Below are 16,572 nucleotides of genomic sequence, written 5' to 3' on the forward strand. Positions count from 1 at the left end.
ATGCGCCGCCGGAATCCTGTAGCAGGCCGCAAGTAAATAACACAAATCGCTAACCATACTTAAAGCACCGTAAATACAAATGTTTAAAAAAAATAGCGCTGTTTTTTTTGCAGTAGGCTTTATCGCTTGTATGCTGTTTGTCCCTGCCACGCAGGCGCAAAAAGTTCGTAAAACTGTTTTTATTATAGTTGATGGTATTCCCGCCGATGTTATGGAAAAGCTTAACCCGCCCAACCTGGCTGCCCTTGGCCAAAATGGCGGTTACAGCCGTGCTTACGTGGGTGGCGTAAGGGGCACGTATTCAGAAACACCCACCATTTCAGCCGTAGGTTATAACAGTGTCCTAACCGGCACCTGGGTAAACAAACACAACGTATGGGATAATGATATCGCAGAACCTAACTACAACTACCATACAATCTTCCGTTATCTTAAAGAACAATATCCGCAAAAGAAAACCGCAGTTTTTTCTTCATGGCTGGATAATCGTACCAAACTGGTGGGCGATAATTTTGAGGCCACAGGCAACATACCGGTGGATTATCATTTTGACAGCCTGGAGCACGACAAAGTAAAATACCCGCATGACAAAGCCCGTGAATTTATGAGCCGCATTGATGAGGATGTGGCTGCGCATGCCAGCCAGGCCATCCTGCAACAGGCCCCTGATTTAACCTGGGTATATCTTGAATATACAGATGACATGGGCCACATGTACGGGGACAGCCCTCAGTTTCACAAAGGCATCAGCCTGGCAGATAAGCGTGTGGGTTACATAATGAACGCTGTTAAAGAGCGTGAGCAAAAGTTTAATGAAGAATGGCTGGTTATCGTTACCACCGATCATGGCCGCGGTGCTAAAACAGGCAAAGACCATGGCGGCCAGAGCGACAGGGAGCGCAGCGGCTGGATTTATACCAATGCCAAAGGACTGAATGAGCAGTTTAAGCAACCACAACTTTCCATAGTGGATATTATGCCCACCATTGCCAGGTTTATGGATATTACCGTTCCACGCAATAATGCGCTTGAAGTGGACGGGATACCATTTACAGGTGCTATTTCTTTTGTACAGCCAACAGTGCAACTGGCCGCTAATAAGTTAACTATTTCCTGGAAGGCCTTAGCCCCGAACGGCGATGTTAAACTATGGGTATCATCATCCAACAACTTTAAAAGCGGTGGTAATGATGATTATGCCCCTGCTGGTTCCGTTGCATTGGCTGCGCAGCAGGCTGAAATAGATTTTTCCGCTAAGGCGCCCGGCCTGTATAAAATAGTGCTGGAAGCCCCTGCCAATACTGCCAATACCTGGGTGCAGAAAAAAGAAGATGGCAGCCTCGTGACAAAATTTTAATCCCCGTCCGTGACCAGGATATAATTTAGCAGCTCACCTAAAAGGTGGCTGCTAAATCATTTTCAACAAAAGTTGCAATCTGTTAGCCGCCATTTAATATCTCTTCAATAAAATTGGAAAATCTCCGTTACGTTATTACCTAATTTCGGCGGCGTTAATAGAAAAACGCTGATGCAAACAATAACCCTCGCAGTACATGGCGGCGCCGGCACCATTCTTAAAGAGGACATGACGCCCGAGCTTGAACAGGCGTATTATGATGGCCTCAACGAAGCGCTTAATGCCGGTTATGCCGTTCTGGAAGAAGGGGGGTCTGCTGTTAATGCCATCAAAGCGGCCATAGTAATACTGGAAGACAATGTGCTCTTCAATGCCGGCCGCGGTTCCGTATTCACCAAAAAAGGATTGCAGGAAATGGATGCTGCCGTTATGGACGGCAGTACGCTTAATGCCGGAGCTGTAACAGGTGTTCGCAATGTGCGCAACCCTATTGAGCTGGCTATGGAAGTGATGCGTAACAGCAACCATGTTTTTCTAAGTGGCAAAGGCGCTACTGACTTTGCCATTAAACAGGGCATTAAGCTGGAACCGGATGAATATTTTTTTTCCCAGTTTCGCTACGACCAGTGGAAGGCTATACGGGATAGCGACACTTATTCACTGGACCACACCCACCAGCAACTGGAAGAGCTGATGAAAGACAAAAAGTTTGGTACGGTTGGGGCTGTGGCCTGTGATGGGGATGGCAACATTGCCGCTGCCACCAGCACCGGCGGCATGACGAACAAAAAGTACGGCCGCATTGGCGATAGCCCGGTTATTGGCTGCGGCACCTATGCCAACAACAATACCTGCGCTATAAGCTGCACAGGGCATGGCGAGATGTTCATACGCAGTGTAGCCGCTTACGATGTAAGTTGTTTGATGCAATACAAAGGCCTTAGCCTGCAGGAAGCGATGAATACGGTTGTAAACGAAAAATTAATGAGCATTGGCGGTGAAGGGGGAATGATTGGTGTGGATGCAAACGGTAACGCTGCAATGGTGTTTAACAGTGCCGGCATGTACCGCGCCGGCCGCAGCAGCAACGGATGGAATGAACTCTCTATTTATAAGTAGAAGCCGAAAGGTCAGTCACATGAGAAAAGGCCCCGCTGGTTTACAAGGCGGGGTTTTTTATTTTGCTGCAATAAATTTATGCCATCTTTGAAGGTGAAAAGCCGGTGCGTAACAGGATAATAGCAGGGTACAACGTAACAGGCACATAACAGGGTTCAAAAAAATAAACCTATGTCCATCAAATTAATTGCCGACAGTGGCTCTACCAAATGTGAATGGAGTCTGTTAAACGGTACAAAAAAGAAATATGTAACCACACAGGGCATAAGCCCATACTTTTTAAGCGCCGTACAAATTGAAGAAGTGCTGAAGGCTGAATTGTGGCCCGTTGTAAAAAAGGCGGAGATAAGCGAAGTGCACTATTACGGTACAGGCCTCAGCAACCCCGAAAATGTGAAAATAATAAAGAAGGTTTGCAAAAAAATGTTTCCGGCCGCACAGGTGAATGCCGAAACGGATTTGCTGGCCGCGGCCAGGGCGCTTTGCGGCGATAGCAAAGGCATTGCCTGCATACTGGGTACCGGCAGCAACTCTTGTTACTACAATGGCAAAAAGATTATCAAGAACAGCCCCGGCCTGGGTTATGTACTGGGCGATGAAGGCAGCGGCGCCTACCTTGGAAAAAAGGTAGTGCAGCATTTTCTCTACCATACTTTTGATGATGACCTGAATGCAAGGTTCGTAGCAAAATTTCAAACAAACCCATCCGAAATATTACACAACGTGTATAAAGAGCCAAGGCCCAACCGTTACCTGGCATCGTTCGCTATTTTTTTAGCGGAAAACCGCGGCCATTACATGATTGAAAATATCATAGAAGACGGGCTGAATGATTTTTTCTTTACGCACCTGTATAAATACCGTGAAACTTGGACACAGCCCATCCATTTTGCAGGCAGCATAGCATACGGCTTTAAAGACATACTGAAAGAATTATGCGCCAGCTACGAGCTGGAGCTGGGCAAGGTATTAAAAACACCTATGCAAGGGTTAATTGAATACCACAACAGGTAATTAGCTACAACCCAAACTTTTTCAGTTTTAATTCTATCACATCCGGTTAGGTCGCTTGCAGCGGCTGACATGATTATAACTAAACACCTATATGGCATTTACTAAAGTAACCGAGCAACCTTCCAAATACCGGCACCTGGAAAAAATGACGGTAAAGGAATTGGTAACCAACCTTAACAATGAAGATAAAACCGTACCCCTGGCGGTTGAAAAAGCTTTGCCGCAAATTGAAAAGCTCATTATAGCCATTAGCGACAAGATGCTGGCCGGTGGCAGGTTGTTTTACGTTGGCGCAGGTACCAGTGGCCGCCTGGGCATACTGGATGCCAGCGAATGCCCGCCTACCTATGGCGTACCGTACGAACTGGTGCAGGGTGTAATAGCAGGTGGAAAAGATGCCATTATAAAATCCGTAGAGGATGCCGAAGACGATATGCAACAGGGCTGGAAAGACCTGCAGCAACGCGGTATTACAAGTAGTGATTTTGTAGTAGGCATTGCCGCCAGCGGTACAACGCCGTACGTTATCGGTTGCCTGGAAGATGCCAGGCGTAACGGCGTGCTTACGGGCTGTATAGCCTGTAACCTGGGCAGTCCGCTTGCTGCCGCGGCAGATTATCCCGTAGAGGTGGAAGTAGGCCCTGAATTTGTTACCGGCAGCACACGCATGAAAAGCGGAACAGCGCAAAAGCTAATACTGAACATGATATCTACCTCGGTAATGATACAACTGGGCAGGGTAGAAGACAACCGTATGGTGAACATGCAGCTAACCAACGAAAAACTGGTTGACCGCGGTACTAAAATGGTAATGGAAAAACTGGGTATAGAGTATGAAGCGGCCAAAGCCCTTTTGCTAAAGCACCATAGCGTAAAAAAAGCTGTGGATGCCCATGGCGCTTACTGATAAACTATTCCTTGCACTATGTCACTAAGTTAAGTAAACGAATGTCAGGTTGAGCTTGTCGAAACCGGGTTATGCCGGCCGCTTTTTCACCAATCCGCCTTCGATTCCGAAGTATCGGAACTCAGGCTGACAGCTTAAATTAATGACATTGGCCTGCCGCACCACGGCGAATAGAATTACAGAACGTACAAGAGTGCGACGCAACGGAAGCTTCATGGTAGTTCCTGCTGCCGGGCCCATAATAACTTTCCTTCAGCATGAAGGGGTTCCTCTATTACATTCGGCCTAAATTTAATTGAGCGGCACAAAAAGTATGGGTAAATTAGGGTATTAAAAAGCCCTGCCATGAAAATTAAACTTTTACTCAGCCTGCTGCTTTTATCTTCTTTTGCAACTGCTCAAAACAAACGTGCATTTGCTGTAACCGGCGAAACAAAGGGAAGCTTTAACTGGACTGTAATACGCGAAATAGACCTGGCTTCCGGGGCGGTATTGCGCAATATTTATGTGCCCTCTGTAACAAAGGCAAACGCTTATGATGCTGCCAGCGGAAAAGCTATTAGCGATGATTATACACCCACCACTTCCATCGTTAACAACGGCCAGCAAACAGTATCCCGGCACATGGTAGCTGCCGCCGCCTATGACGCAAAGAATAACCGGCTTTTCTTTACGCCCATGCAAAGCGCCGAGCTGCGTTATATAGATTTAAATAGTGCAGAGCCCAAAGTGTTCTGCATAAAAACACAGGCGCTTAAACAGTTTGTATCCAAAGCCGGTGAAGAAGATGTTATTACCCGCATGGCTTTTGCCTCAGATGGTTTTGGCTATGCGCTTACCAATAATGGCAGGCACCTCATTCGTTTTTCCAGCGGCAAAAAAGTAGTTATACAAGATCTTGGCGCCTTGAAAGATGGCGCAGCCAACGGAAAAATTTCTGTGCATACGCCCACATCAAGCTGGGGTGGAGACATGATTGCCGACGCCTTTGGCAACCTGTATTTAATATCTGTAAAGGGACATGTGTTTAAGATAAACACCGGTAAAAAAGTGGCCGATTATGTTGGCCTTATTAAAAGCCTGCCCAATGATTTTTCTGTTAATGGCGCCGCTGTTGATGATGACAATAATTTTATTGTAAGCAGTGCGGTAAATACCAGCGCTTACTACCGCGTTAACCTGGGCACGCTGCAAGCTACGGCTGTTATAACCGGCAACCAGGTGGTGTTTAATGCGTCAGACCTTGCCAACGAAAAATTTGCTTTTGAAAGCCTGGCAGGCACTAAAACAAACCTGCTGCCTGTATCGCTGCGCAGCAACAGGGCCATTACCGTGCTGCCAAACCCTGTAGTAAACCGCGCCGTAACAGTGTATTTTAACGGAGAGCTTAAAGGCCGCCACGATATAACGCTGGTAGATATGCAGGGCCGTAACCTTATGGTAAAAAATGTTAACCTGCAGGGTAAACAAACTGAGCGCCTTAACCTTTCTTCCTCATTTTTGCCGGGCATGTACATGATTAAGGTTTCTGGTGGGGAAGGCAAAAAAGTATTTGCAGAGAGGCTGGTAGTAGCGGATTAGCGCCGCCCTGCGGGCCGTATTTTTTATGGGCCCGGCAGATGGAACAAGTATGAGGCTTCCGTTGCGTCGCACTCTTGTGCGGTTGGATTCGTTATTCAGCTTTTCAGCCCAAATAGGCCAGGAATATTCATCATTTTCCTGGCTTTTTTTATGCAGTATCCACCGTTTATCATTCATTTACAGGAATAGGCCTGCAGTTAAAAATCCCCTTTTGCGCACCATGGCCATTCATTATCTTCGCCGCTTATGAAAAAGGAGATTGTTGTAAGCGGTATTAGGCCCACCGGCCTTTTGCACCTGGGAAATTATTTTGGCGCCATACGCAACTATGTGCGTATGCAGGATGAGTATGATTGCTATTTTTTTGTAGCCAACTGGCATAGCCTTACCACCCACCCGGATACCAAAGAACTGAAGGAAAATGTACACCGTGTGCTTGCCGAAAATATCGCCTGCGGCCTTGACCCTGAAAAGGTGGCACTGTATGTGCAGAGTGATGTACCGGAAATAGCGGAGTTGTACCTGTATCTGAATATGCTATCTTACACCGGCGAGCTTGAGCGGACAACCACTTTTAAAGATAAGGTACGCCTGCAACCGCAAAACGTAAATGCCGGTCTGCTTACTTACCCGGTATTGCAGGCCGCGGATATTTTAATTCAGCGTGCCTTGTATGTGCCTGTAGGTAAAGACCAGGAGCAACACCTGGAAATGACACGCAATTTTGCCGACAGGTTTAATTACCGCTATGGCGAAGTTTTTCCACTGCCGAAAGCCTTTAATTTTAATAGCGAGCTGATTAAGATTATGAGCCTGGATGGTGCTGGTAAGATGAGCAAGAGTGAAAACCAGATGGTAACACTGTACCTGGCCGATGAAGATGATTTGATAAGGAAAAAAATAATGAAAGCCAAAACAGATGCGGGCCCAACAGAAAGCAACAGCGTAAAACCGGATTATATAGAAAACCTGTTTACCATGATGCGGTTGGTAAGCACAGCCGATACGGTAGAAAAATTTGAAACCGATTACAACAACTGCAACGTACGCTATGGCGATTTGAAAAAGCAGTTGGCTGAAGATATGGCGAGGTTTATTGCGCCTGTGAGGGAGAAAGCGGCGGCCATACAAAATGATAAGGCCTATCTTTCAAAGATTATAAAGCAGGGTGCGGATAAGGCAAGGGCCGGTGCAGTGGAAACACTTTCACTGGTGCGCAAAGCAGTGGGGATGAATTATTCCTGATAATGAGTGGCGAATACTAAGTGGTGAGTGGGGAACATCAAAAAGTTGTTTTGGGATTTTTATTTACCGTGAATGCCGTTGAGTTAATAATGTCAGCCTGAGCCTGTCGGAGGCGTATTTGTGAAAAAGATTGGATTACATAATCGGTTTCGACAACCTCAACCTGACATTGATTCCTTTGCCAAGCACATTGATTAACCAATCACCCATAAAATCCATTATCTTACAATATTCTATATAAACGTACTTCGGATGGCCAAAACGAAAAAGCCCAAGCATGTGGCAATTGCCGGCAACATCGGCGCAGGTAAAACAACTTTAACCGAGTTGCTGAGCAAACATTACAAGTGGATTCCGCAGTTTGAGGATGTTGACCATAATCCCTACCTGATGGATTTTTATGAAGACATGCCCCGCTGGAGCTTTAACCTGCAAATTTACTTTTTAAACAGCCGCCTTAACCAGTTGCTGGATATACAGCGTGGTACCGAAACCATTATACAGGACCGGACCATTTACGAAGACGCCCATATTTTCGCCCCCAACCTGCACGACATGGGCCTGATGAGCAAACGCGACTTTGACAACTACTTCCAGTTTTTTGAAACGCTGAAAAGTATGGTGCAGCCACCGGACCTGCTTATTTATCTGAAAGCATCCGTGCCAACGCTGGTAGGCCAAATTCAAAAACGTGGCCGGGAATACGAAGAAAACATACGCCTTGATTACCTGAAGAAGCTGAACGAACTATACAACAAATGGATAAGCGGTTATAAAGAAGGCCAGCTTCTGGTAATTGATGTTGACAAAAACAACTTTGCCGATAAAGAAGAAGATTTTGGTGAGATTATCAACAAGGTGGATGGTATGTTGTTTGGGCTGTTTTAGTGAGAAGGGGAGTGGTGGGTGGTGAATGGTGAATAGGATTTAAACTAAACATTAGCCAGAATGAATAAAAGTACTTTGTAACTCGTACTTGTTTATATCGTACATCCCACAACATACATCTAACATAGAAAAGTATCTCGTAACTCGTGCTTGTTTACATCGTACATCCCACAACATACATCTAACATAGAAAAGTACTTCGTAACTCGTACATGTTTACATCGTACATCCCACATCATACATCTAACATAGAAAAGGTACTTCGTACTTCAAACTTCGTACTTGCTAATAACTCATTTCATCCAGCTTTACTTTTCCTTTAAATGTCCAGAACACGAAAGTGGTGTAGATAGCCACCAATGGTACGCCGATGGCTGCTACGGTTAGCATAATGCCCAGGCTTTTGTTGGACGAAGACGCATTTTGTACAGTAAGGTTGTAAGCTTCATCGTTGCTGGATAGTACCAGGTTAGGGTACAATTCCACCGCCACGATTATCAGCAGTAAACTTATTACCAGGCAGGAGTGCAAGAAGGCCCTTTTATACCGCCTTTGAGAGATGCGGCGTGCTATATTGGCAATGGAAAACACCATGGTTACCGGAACAAAAAACAACCAGGGATTCTCTTTAATACGGTGCGACAGGTGTGGTACGTACAGCAATGTATAAAAGCTTAACAGCAATGCTGAAATAACAAAAAAGATAGTGGCGTTTTTTACGATAACGGTAAGCTTGGCATATAACCGGTCTTCCGTTTTCATTACCAGGTAAATGGCGCCATGCATCATAAACAGGGCCAGCGTGGTAATACTTACCATAATGGAGTACACGTTTAAAAAGCTCCAGGCACTGCCGGTAAAGTTGCCGGCTTTATCAATGGGTATGCCGATAAGGATGTTGCCCAACACCAAGCCCAGGGATAGCGCCACCAGGCTGCTGGAAACACAGTAGCTTATATCCCACCACTTGCGCCACCAAAGCATAGGTTCCTTACTACGGAACTCAATGGAAATGGCCCTGAAAATCAGCGCGGTTAAAAACAGCATGAAGGGTATATAAAAAGCCGAGAACACCGCGGCGTATACTTTAGGAAAACCAGCAAACAAAGCCCCGCCCCCGATAACCAGCCATACTTCATTACCATCCCACACAGGGCCAATGGCATTAAGCACAATGCGCCGGCTCTGCTCTTTGTTAAAGAATAGGTGAATGGCGCCGGCGCCAAGGTCGAACCCATCCAGTATGGCGTAACCGGTAAAGGTGGCGCCCACTACCAGGAACCACCAGGTTGCATAGTCAAGTCCAAGAAAAGTATCCATAAGTTATTGTTCAATGTTTTGTTGTTCAATGTTCTTTTGTTCAACGTTTAATGTCAGCGGCTGCGGGGCCGGTAACCGGCAACGAGTTTTCGGGTGAGGGATTGAAGCGGTTACCCCGGCGAGGCCATCGCAGCGCAGCTTTTGTGCCGGAGTAATAGCACAACCGAGGAAAAGCAACTTAATGTTGCTTTATCGAAGATTGCGAACGCAGTTCTGCCCGGCCCCTTGCGACAGCTTGGGGACACCCCCTGAATGAGCTTTTGTTTTACTTTATAACGGCTCTGCTCTTTCCCTGCCAAAATTTTCTGCCATCTCTTCCAGCCTTGGGCTGTGTATTTCATCTTCTTCCTGCCCGGCATAAGCGGGCCCATGCTGTATTTTTCTGTTTAGCAGAAAAACAAACAAAGCAAACAACACCGTATAAACAAAAGTGAACAGTATAAGCGAAAACCAAACCTGCTCTGCCGTTACCGCCTGGGACAGTGCTTCGCTGGTTCTTAGCAGGCCGTACACCACCCAGGGCTGGCGGCCGGTTTCAGCCGTAAACCAGCCCACCTGGTTGGCTATTTGCGGCAGCAGCACACTCCAGGTGAAAATGAGCAGCAACCAGCGTTTATCAAAGAGTTTTTTCTTCCACCACATGTAAGCGCCGAAAGTGGTTAACGCTATCAGGAACATGCCTATGGCAATCATGATATGGTAAGACTGGAACACGATGTTTAATGACTGCGGCCTGTCCTCCGGTTTAAACGCCTTAAGCCCGGTAACAGGTGCCTTAAAATCACCGTGGGTTAAAAAGCTTAGTCCGCCCGGTATCGCGATGCCGTTGGTCTTTTCTTTTTCTTTGTCAACCCAGCCAAAAAGATACATGTCTGCCGCGGCGCTGCTGTCAAAATGCCCCTCCATAGCGGCAAGCTTCGCAGGCTGGTATTCCGCCACTACATCCGCGGCTTTATGACCGCTGAACAACTGCGCATAAGCTGACACCAGCGCTACAACCAGACCTACCCCAAAAGCTTTTTGCGCAAACTCGATATGCTTCTTTTTAAGCAAATAGTAAGATGCGATGCTGATAACAAGAAAGGAGCCCGCCAGGAAGGCCCCGAGCCATACATGCATAATACGTTCAACAGAAGATGGGTTAAATACCATGGCCCAGAAATCTGTTATTTCGGCCCTGGCTTCCAGGCCTTCTCCAACAACATGGTAACCGGCGGGTGTTTGCTGCCAGCTATTGGCTACCACTATCCAGATGGCGGAGAACATGGAGCCCAGGGTAACCATAACAGTGGATATAAAATGCACCACAGGGCTAACACGTTTCCACCCGAAAAGCAAAACACCCAAAAAGCCACTTTCCAGCGCAAAAGCGAAGATGCCTTCCGCCGCCAGTGCACTGCCAAACACATCGCCCACGTACTTGGAATAGGTGGCCCAGTTGGTGCCGAATTCAAACTCCATAACAATGCCGGTAGCTACGCCGATGCCGAAGATTAGAGCAAAGATTTTGGTGAAGAATTTCGTCATGTCTTCATAAAGCTTCAGTTTTGTTTTAAGGTATGCCCCCTCCATGATAACCATGCAAAGCCCCAGGCCAATGCTAAGCGGCGGGTAGATATAATGAAAGGCAATGGTAAATGCAAACTGTATGCGGGCCAGTATTTCTACATCCATAGCAAAAAAGTTTAAGCATAAAAAAAGCGGGATGAAGGCCCCGCTTTTTTAATAAAGTATATTGGTGGTATGGTGTTCAAGATTCATGCTGCAAAGGTAGGGGCGGATGAAATAACTGGTGCATGAAAATTAAAATAAGCTGCGGCCAGGGGTTACCGATTGCAGGATACAGGTTGCTGGTTTGTTGTTGGGGCAATGCTTGATAACGTTATGAGTTGTTGAAGTACAAGGTAAATAATTTGCTGCAAGCTGTACTGGGGGATTCTTCAACACAATCATCAACATTAAATTTAGAACAAGAGAACATTGAGCATACTAACATTCAACACCACAAACCTATCCTGCGGGCAAAGCTGCATAGCGGATCCAACCGTACAAGAGTGCGACGCAACGATGCCTCATAGTAGTTCCTGCTGCCGGGCCCATAAATATTCTCGCTTGTATATATAAAAAAGCCGCCAGGCTTTTAAACCCGGCGGCCAGTGTATTCACTTGTTATCTTTATAGCTTACTTTTTCTTCTGTTTCATTTCCTGCAGTTTTTTCTGCGCTTCCATGGTTTGTTCAAAGCGTTCCTGCCATTTGCTCTTGGGTTTGTCTTTCTTGGGTTGCTTACGCTTTTCTTCAATCTTAGCCAGTATTTTATCGTGGTTAATAATGTAGTTCTGGATAACAAACTGCAGGCCCAGCGTTATAAGGTTTGACACGGTATAGTACCAGGTTAACGCTGATGGCAACCTGTTGAACACAAAGAACAGGATGAAGGGGAAAATATAAGGCATGTACTTTAATGCAGGGTTATCCTGCGTGGGCGTCATGGCCATATTGTAAATAGAAATAAGGAAGCTGGTAAGCACCGCGGTTATGGTAAACAGGCTTAAATGGTTGCCCAGGCCCCATACTTCAAACGGAAAAGTTACAATAGAATCGTAGGCGGATAAATCTTTGCTCCACAAAAAGCTTTCACCACGCAGCTCTATGTTAGAGTTAAAAAAGCTATACAGCGCAAAGAAAATGGGTATTTGCAGCAGTGCAGGTATGCAACCGCCTAAAGGGTTTACACCCGCTTCGCGAAAAAGCTTCATTTGCTCCATGGCATAACCCTGCTGGTCATCGCCAAATTTCTTTTTCAGCGCATCCATTTCGGGGCGCAGCACTTTCATTTTAGCGCCGCTTAAATAGCTGGTGTACGTAAGGGGAGAAGTTACCAGGCGTATAAACAAAGTAAGTAATAAAATAACCCAGCCGTAATTACTAACTATGCTGGCAAACAGGTTAAACACCGGCATAATGATGTACTTGTTAATAGGGCGTACAAAAGAGTACATGTCACGCCCCAGGTTCACCATTTTATCCATGTCCTCGGCCTGTGTTTTAAGCACCTTATAATCGTTGGGGCCAAAGTACAGTTGAAGAGGTACGGTTACCGTGCTGCCCTGCAGCTTTTTTTGCAGGGTTACATCCACATCGCTCAAAATATTGCTGCTGTCTGTTTTGCGGCCCCAGCGTACTTCACCGGCGCTGTTAAAACCATCTTTTGCAATAAGGGTGCTGTTGAAAAACTGTTGTACCACGCCTACCCACTGTACGGGCTTTTCAAATTTCTTTTCAGTTTTGGCGGATATATAATCAAAATCGTTGCCTTCGCTAAAGCAAATGTTCGTCTGCTCACGTTCGTACTTTACATTCTTTTCGTGCTGCTCGGGGTGTACCTGCCATTTAAAGTTAAGCAGGCCGTTGCTCAGCATCTGGTCGGCGCCGTTTAATACAATATTCCAGTCAACCGCGTAGTTGTTGGGTTTTACAATGTACTGGTGGGTTATGCTTTGGCCATTGGCGGCTGTAATGTTAAAACTTAATGTTTGAGAGCCGTCAGCATTTTTGGTAACTGTAGAGGGGGTAAAATAAAGGTTCTCTGTTTCGGCAGAAGTAGTGTTGGATGTATTAATACGATAGCCGATAACATCATCTTTGCCACCGCCGAGTATTACATGTTGGTTATTGGCGGATGAGGCATAGTTTTTAAGTTCAACCTGTTTCAGTTTGCCGCCCTTACTGCTAAAGGTGGCTTTCATCAGTTCATTTTCTATAGTAACCAGTTGTTCGGTGCCAAAAGCCGCACCAGCAAAGGTACCGGCGGCATTCTTTTTAATAAGGGTATCATTTTTTTCAGCTTCCAGTCTTGCGGCTGTAGTATCCAGTGGATTTTTTTTTGCAGCCTCTACTTTTGCTATAGAATCCTTAATTCTTTCGTTCTCGGCATTTAGAGCTTGTTGAGCTGCATGCTCTTTATTGGTGTACCAGAAAAACACAAAAAACAAAACAGCCAGCAGCACCATGCCAATGACCGTATTCTTATCCATTTTCATAATCTTCCGTAAAATTGAGCGGCAAAGGTAGGGAACGGCGCCGAAAAAGGTATTTTAAGTTGCAGCGGCGGCGCAAACACGTTATAACCCAATGCTGTAGTTGCCCTGTTGGTTTTAAGGTATGTCAGGACAAGACATCCGCGTCGTACATCCCACATCAAACATCTTACATAAAAAAGTACTTCGTACTTCGTAAATCGTACTTGGGGGTGCCCCCAAGCTATCGCAAGGGGTCGGGCTTTCCGCTCATACTCCGGCACAGAAGCCCGGCTGCGATGGCTTCACCGGGGTAACCGCTTCAATCCCTCACCCGCCGGTGTAACATGCCGCTACATTTGCAGGCAGCTTCAATTATAAATGAGAATGCAACAGTCCAGCAATTGAAAGAGGCCATGTAACAGACCGGTAGGAATTTACAAAGCGGTTTTGTATTTTTCGGCCAGCCGCCAGCCGCCCTATTTTATGTAGCGTGCCTGGTTGCTTTAACTCAAGCGATGAAAAAGCCATTTACCTTATTTATCAGTTACCGCCGTAACGATACCGGCGCTGTTGCTTTACTGTTGAAACAGGAAATAGAGAGCCGGCTTAAATTTGTACGGGTGATAATAGATGTGGAAGAAATGAGGTTAGGCCAACCTTTTCCGGCACAGTTGAAAGAGGCTATTGAAAATGCTTATGCCACTATTGTGTTAATTGGCAAAAACTGGATGCCGGCTAACAGCAGCCCCGTGCAGGATTGGGTAGTGGAAGAACTTAAGTACTCCAGGCTGCCGTTTACAGATGCTGTTGTAAGCAGCTTGCAGAATGATGGCATCAGCCTTGCGGAAAGGCATATTATTCCTGTTTGCGTTGATTGCGATATGACGGCTGTAAGCAATCTTGCTTTGCCGGAAGATGCCAGGTTTATAACTGAGCGGGAAACGGCCGTAATCAGGTACAGCAACTGGCCGCGGGAAATCGGGCCGCTGGTGGAGCGTATTGCCGGCATTCTGAAACTGGAAAAGCGGCAGGAAACCAGGTACCCTGCCCCGGACAGAACTAAGGCCCGTACCCAGCCTGTTGCCGATGAAGAACTGGCCAAAACGCTTGGCTACCAGGACTATGACGGCTGGTACATTGACAATTACGGCAGTGCGGATAAACAATACCTGGTGCGGGAATTTGAATTTGCCGGCTTTGACAAGGCTGCTGAATTCATCAACATCGTATCTGCTTATTGCAGTGTACTTAACCATCACCCTGACTGGCGCAATGTATATGGAACCGTATTTGTATCCCTTACCACCTGGGATGCAAGGAACAGGATTACCATTTACGACCTTAACCTTGCCCTGTACATGAACAAAGTAGCAGATATGCTGAAGAACAGGTAAAGGAAAAGCGCAGGGTTCTTGCACAAAAATTACCGTTAGTATACAGCAATTATAGAGGGGACTGGTCGGTAAACAAAGAAAGACTTGAAATAAGGCAAGCCGGTAATTTGATTAAAAAATATACATTCACCCCTTACTTTTGCAAAGTTCCGTGTTTAACATTATCAACCCTTCTTACAAAATGACCCAACAACTGTTTTCTATCAATGGCCATAAGATAAATTGCTTTTTAACTGCGGATGACGCCCTTCTGTTTTCAAGCCGCAACTGTAGTTCAGTGGAAGAGTTTACTGAAGCCTGGTCAAAAAAGCTATCCATAGCCACAAAACTTAAAATAACATACCAGTCAATCAGGTCTGTTAAAAAAGAGGAGGGGAGCAGCAAAGTTATCATCCGGTATAAAAGCTTCGCAGGATTTCCGGCCACTTGCGAGTTTAACTTTGCACAGCCTTATGAGCAGGATGCATTTTTCGATTTTTTAGAAAAAGAAAGGTATTTTTCACGTACGCATGAGCAGCCCACTGCTTTAAAAGCTATTACATATCCTATTGTGGAGCTGCTGTTTGTTGACGCCCTCCTGGCATTCTCCTATTATCAGGCAATACAGGTTTCCAACGGAACTGCTGAAGCCACCAATGCCAAGGGGAGGGCTTTCAATTATCTTGTAGGACTGGCAGGCCCCCAAGGCGTACTTGCAATAGCGTTTTTGGCGAATGGATACCTGCTGTACAAAATATGGCGGCGGTTTAAAAACCCTCCGGCATTGGTAAAGTTTTATCCACCAGGATAGTTATTCCGGTTGGCATTTAATTCAATAATCTTACATCAATATGAAAAATTTTCTGCTTGGTTTCATTTTTTTCTGCAGTGCCCAAAGCCTTATAGCGCAAACCGACACTGCTAAGCAAACTACCGCTGCAGATAGTGTGTCAACGGTGTTTTACAATGTGGATATACAGGCAAAATTTCCCGGCGGGCCAGAGGCGTGGAGTGAATTCCTGTCAAAGAACCTTAAGACGAATACTCCTATCAAAAAGAAAGCGCCGCCCGGCAACTACACTGTGCAGGTAAGTTTTATGGTAGATACTACAGGCAAAGTATCAGATGTGCGCATTGATAAAGATCCCGGTTATGGCTGCGGAGACGATGTGTACCGGATATTTACCAAAAAAACACCGCACTGGTTACCTGCTGTAAAAGACGGCCGTAAAGTGATATACCGGCAGAGGCAAGTAATTACGTATGTAGTGGATTAAGACCGGCAAAAACCGCCAAGCTACATATGGCCATCAATTGCAGAAAGAACACGTTGCAACAGCTAACAGCTTTCAATCAGCCCCTGACTTTAGTTTTAATAAAGAAAAGCTTAACTTCTTAAACAGGGCTTTAAAAACGTACAAATAACAATTAATAACCACCTGGTCATTTGTTGTTTTAAAATAAGCAGTGCATTTTTGTGGTATCAAAACAGGCGGACATCCAATATCCAAAGCCATAACATACAAAGCCGCCGGTTAACCCCTTTTTTGACTCTACCAGTTCTATGAAAAGCCGGATTTCTGTTCGGCTTTTTTGTTTTTTTCAGGTATAAGCAGCCGTTGCAAGACTGCGATCCCGGATTGTTCCTCTGGGGGCATACGTAAGTAAAGCTTAAGAGTATTTTTCAGCCGGTCTACCAAAGAACGGCTGTCGGACATCAGCAATCCGAGTCATTTTTGCGGATGAA

13 protein-coding genes are annotated in these 16,572 nt (G+C 45.7%); 10 read left to right on the top strand and 3 right to left on the bottom strand.

The features are described from left to right. The first annotated feature begins 79 nt into the window (after positions 1–79). From F0364_RS02045 to F0364_RS02075, 7 genes are all read left to right on the top strand, one after another. Positions 80–1,357 carry an alkaline phosphatase family protein gene (locus F0364_RS02045; RefSeq protein ID WP_153796086.1) on the top strand — a complete coding sequence of 426 codons (1,278 nt, stop codon included), beginning with the start codon at positions 80–82 and terminating at the stop codon, positions 1,355–1,357. Positions 1,358–1,528: 171 nt separating this feature from the next. After that, positions 1,529–2,476: an isoaspartyl peptidase/L-asparaginase family protein gene (locus F0364_RS02050; protein ID WP_153796087.1), complete on the top strand. Its 948-nt coding sequence runs from the start codon at positions 1,529–1,531 to the stop codon at positions 2,474–2,476. Positions 2,477–2,647: 171 nt separating this feature from the next. Further along, complete coding sequence (locus F0364_RS02055) at positions 2,648–3,490, top strand: N-acetylglucosamine kinase (RefSeq protein WP_153796088.1); 843 nt, start codon at positions 2,648–2,650, stop codon at positions 3,488–3,490. 91 nt (positions 3,491–3,581) lie between these two features. After that, a complete protein-coding gene (gene murQ, locus F0364_RS02060) occupies positions 3,582–4,397 on the top strand; it encodes an N-acetylmuramic acid 6-phosphate etherase (protein WP_153796089.1) in 816 nt (271 codons plus the stop codon). 345 nt (positions 4,398–4,742) lie between these two features. After that, positions 4,743–5,978, top strand: a complete 1,236-nt coding sequence (locus F0364_RS02065) for a T9SS type A sorting domain-containing protein (protein WP_153796090.1) — start codon at positions 4,743–4,745, stop codon at positions 5,976–5,978. A 246-nt stretch (positions 5,979–6,224) separates the two neighbouring features. After that, positions 6,225–7,223: a tryptophan--tRNA ligase gene (gene trpS, locus F0364_RS02070; RefSeq protein WP_153796091.1), complete on the top strand. Its 999-nt coding sequence runs from the start codon at positions 6,225–6,227 to the stop codon at positions 7,221–7,223. Positions 7,224–7,475: 252 nt separating this feature from the next. Then, positions 7,476–8,111, top strand: a complete 636-nt coding sequence (locus F0364_RS02075) for a deoxynucleoside kinase (RefSeq protein ID WP_153796092.1) — start codon at positions 7,476–7,478, stop codon at positions 8,109–8,111. Positions 8,112–8,396: 285 nt separating this feature from the next. Here F0364_RS02075 and cydB read toward each other — a convergent pair whose 3' ends face one another. The 3 genes from cydB to yidC all read right to left on the bottom strand — a co-directional run bounded on the left by cydB (position 8,397) and on the right by yidC (position 13,467). Next, on the bottom strand, positions 8,397–9,431 hold the full coding sequence (cydB, locus tag F0364_RS02080) for a cytochrome d ubiquinol oxidase subunit II (RefSeq protein WP_153796093.1): 1,035 nt from the start codon (positions 9,429–9,431) through the stop codon (positions 8,397–8,399). A 270-nt stretch (positions 9,432–9,701) separates the two neighbouring features. Next, positions 9,702–11,105 (bottom strand): cytochrome ubiquinol oxidase subunit I, encoded by a 1,404-nt coding sequence (locus F0364_RS02085; protein ID WP_153796094.1) that lies wholly within the window; start codon positions 11,103–11,105, stop codon positions 9,702–9,704. 508 nt (positions 11,106–11,613) lie between these two features. Then, a complete protein-coding gene (gene yidC / locus F0364_RS02090) occupies positions 11,614–13,467 on the bottom strand; it encodes a membrane protein insertase YidC (RefSeq protein WP_235920992.1) in 1,854 nt (617 codons plus the stop codon). A gap of 500 nt (positions 13,468–13,967) precedes the next feature. Here yidC and F0364_RS02095 point away from each other — a divergent pair, with 500 nt between their 5' ends. From F0364_RS02095 to F0364_RS02105, 3 genes are all read left to right on the top strand, one after another. Then, positions 13,968–14,846: a 4a-hydroxytetrahydrobiopterin dehydratase gene (locus F0364_RS02095; protein ID WP_153796096.1), complete on the top strand. Its 879-nt coding sequence runs from the start codon at positions 13,968–13,970 to the stop codon at positions 14,844–14,846. Between the two features lie 181 nt (positions 14,847–15,027). After that, positions 15,028–15,636 carry a hypothetical protein gene (locus tag F0364_RS02100; RefSeq protein ID WP_153796097.1) on the top strand — a complete coding sequence of 203 codons (609 nt, stop codon included), beginning with the start codon at positions 15,028–15,030 and terminating at the stop codon, positions 15,634–15,636. A 40-nt stretch (positions 15,637–15,676) separates the two neighbouring features. Beyond that, on the top strand, positions 15,677–16,102 hold the full coding sequence (locus F0364_RS02105; RefSeq protein WP_153796098.1) for an energy transducer TonB: 426 nt from the start codon (positions 15,677–15,679) through the stop codon (positions 16,100–16,102). Positions 16,103–16,572: the final 470 nt, after the last annotated feature.

The organism is Foetidibacter luteolus (assembly GCF_009650435.1).
Taxonomy (GTDB): domain Bacteria; phylum Bacteroidota; class Bacteroidia; order Chitinophagales; family Chitinophagaceae; genus Foetidibacter; species Foetidibacter luteolus.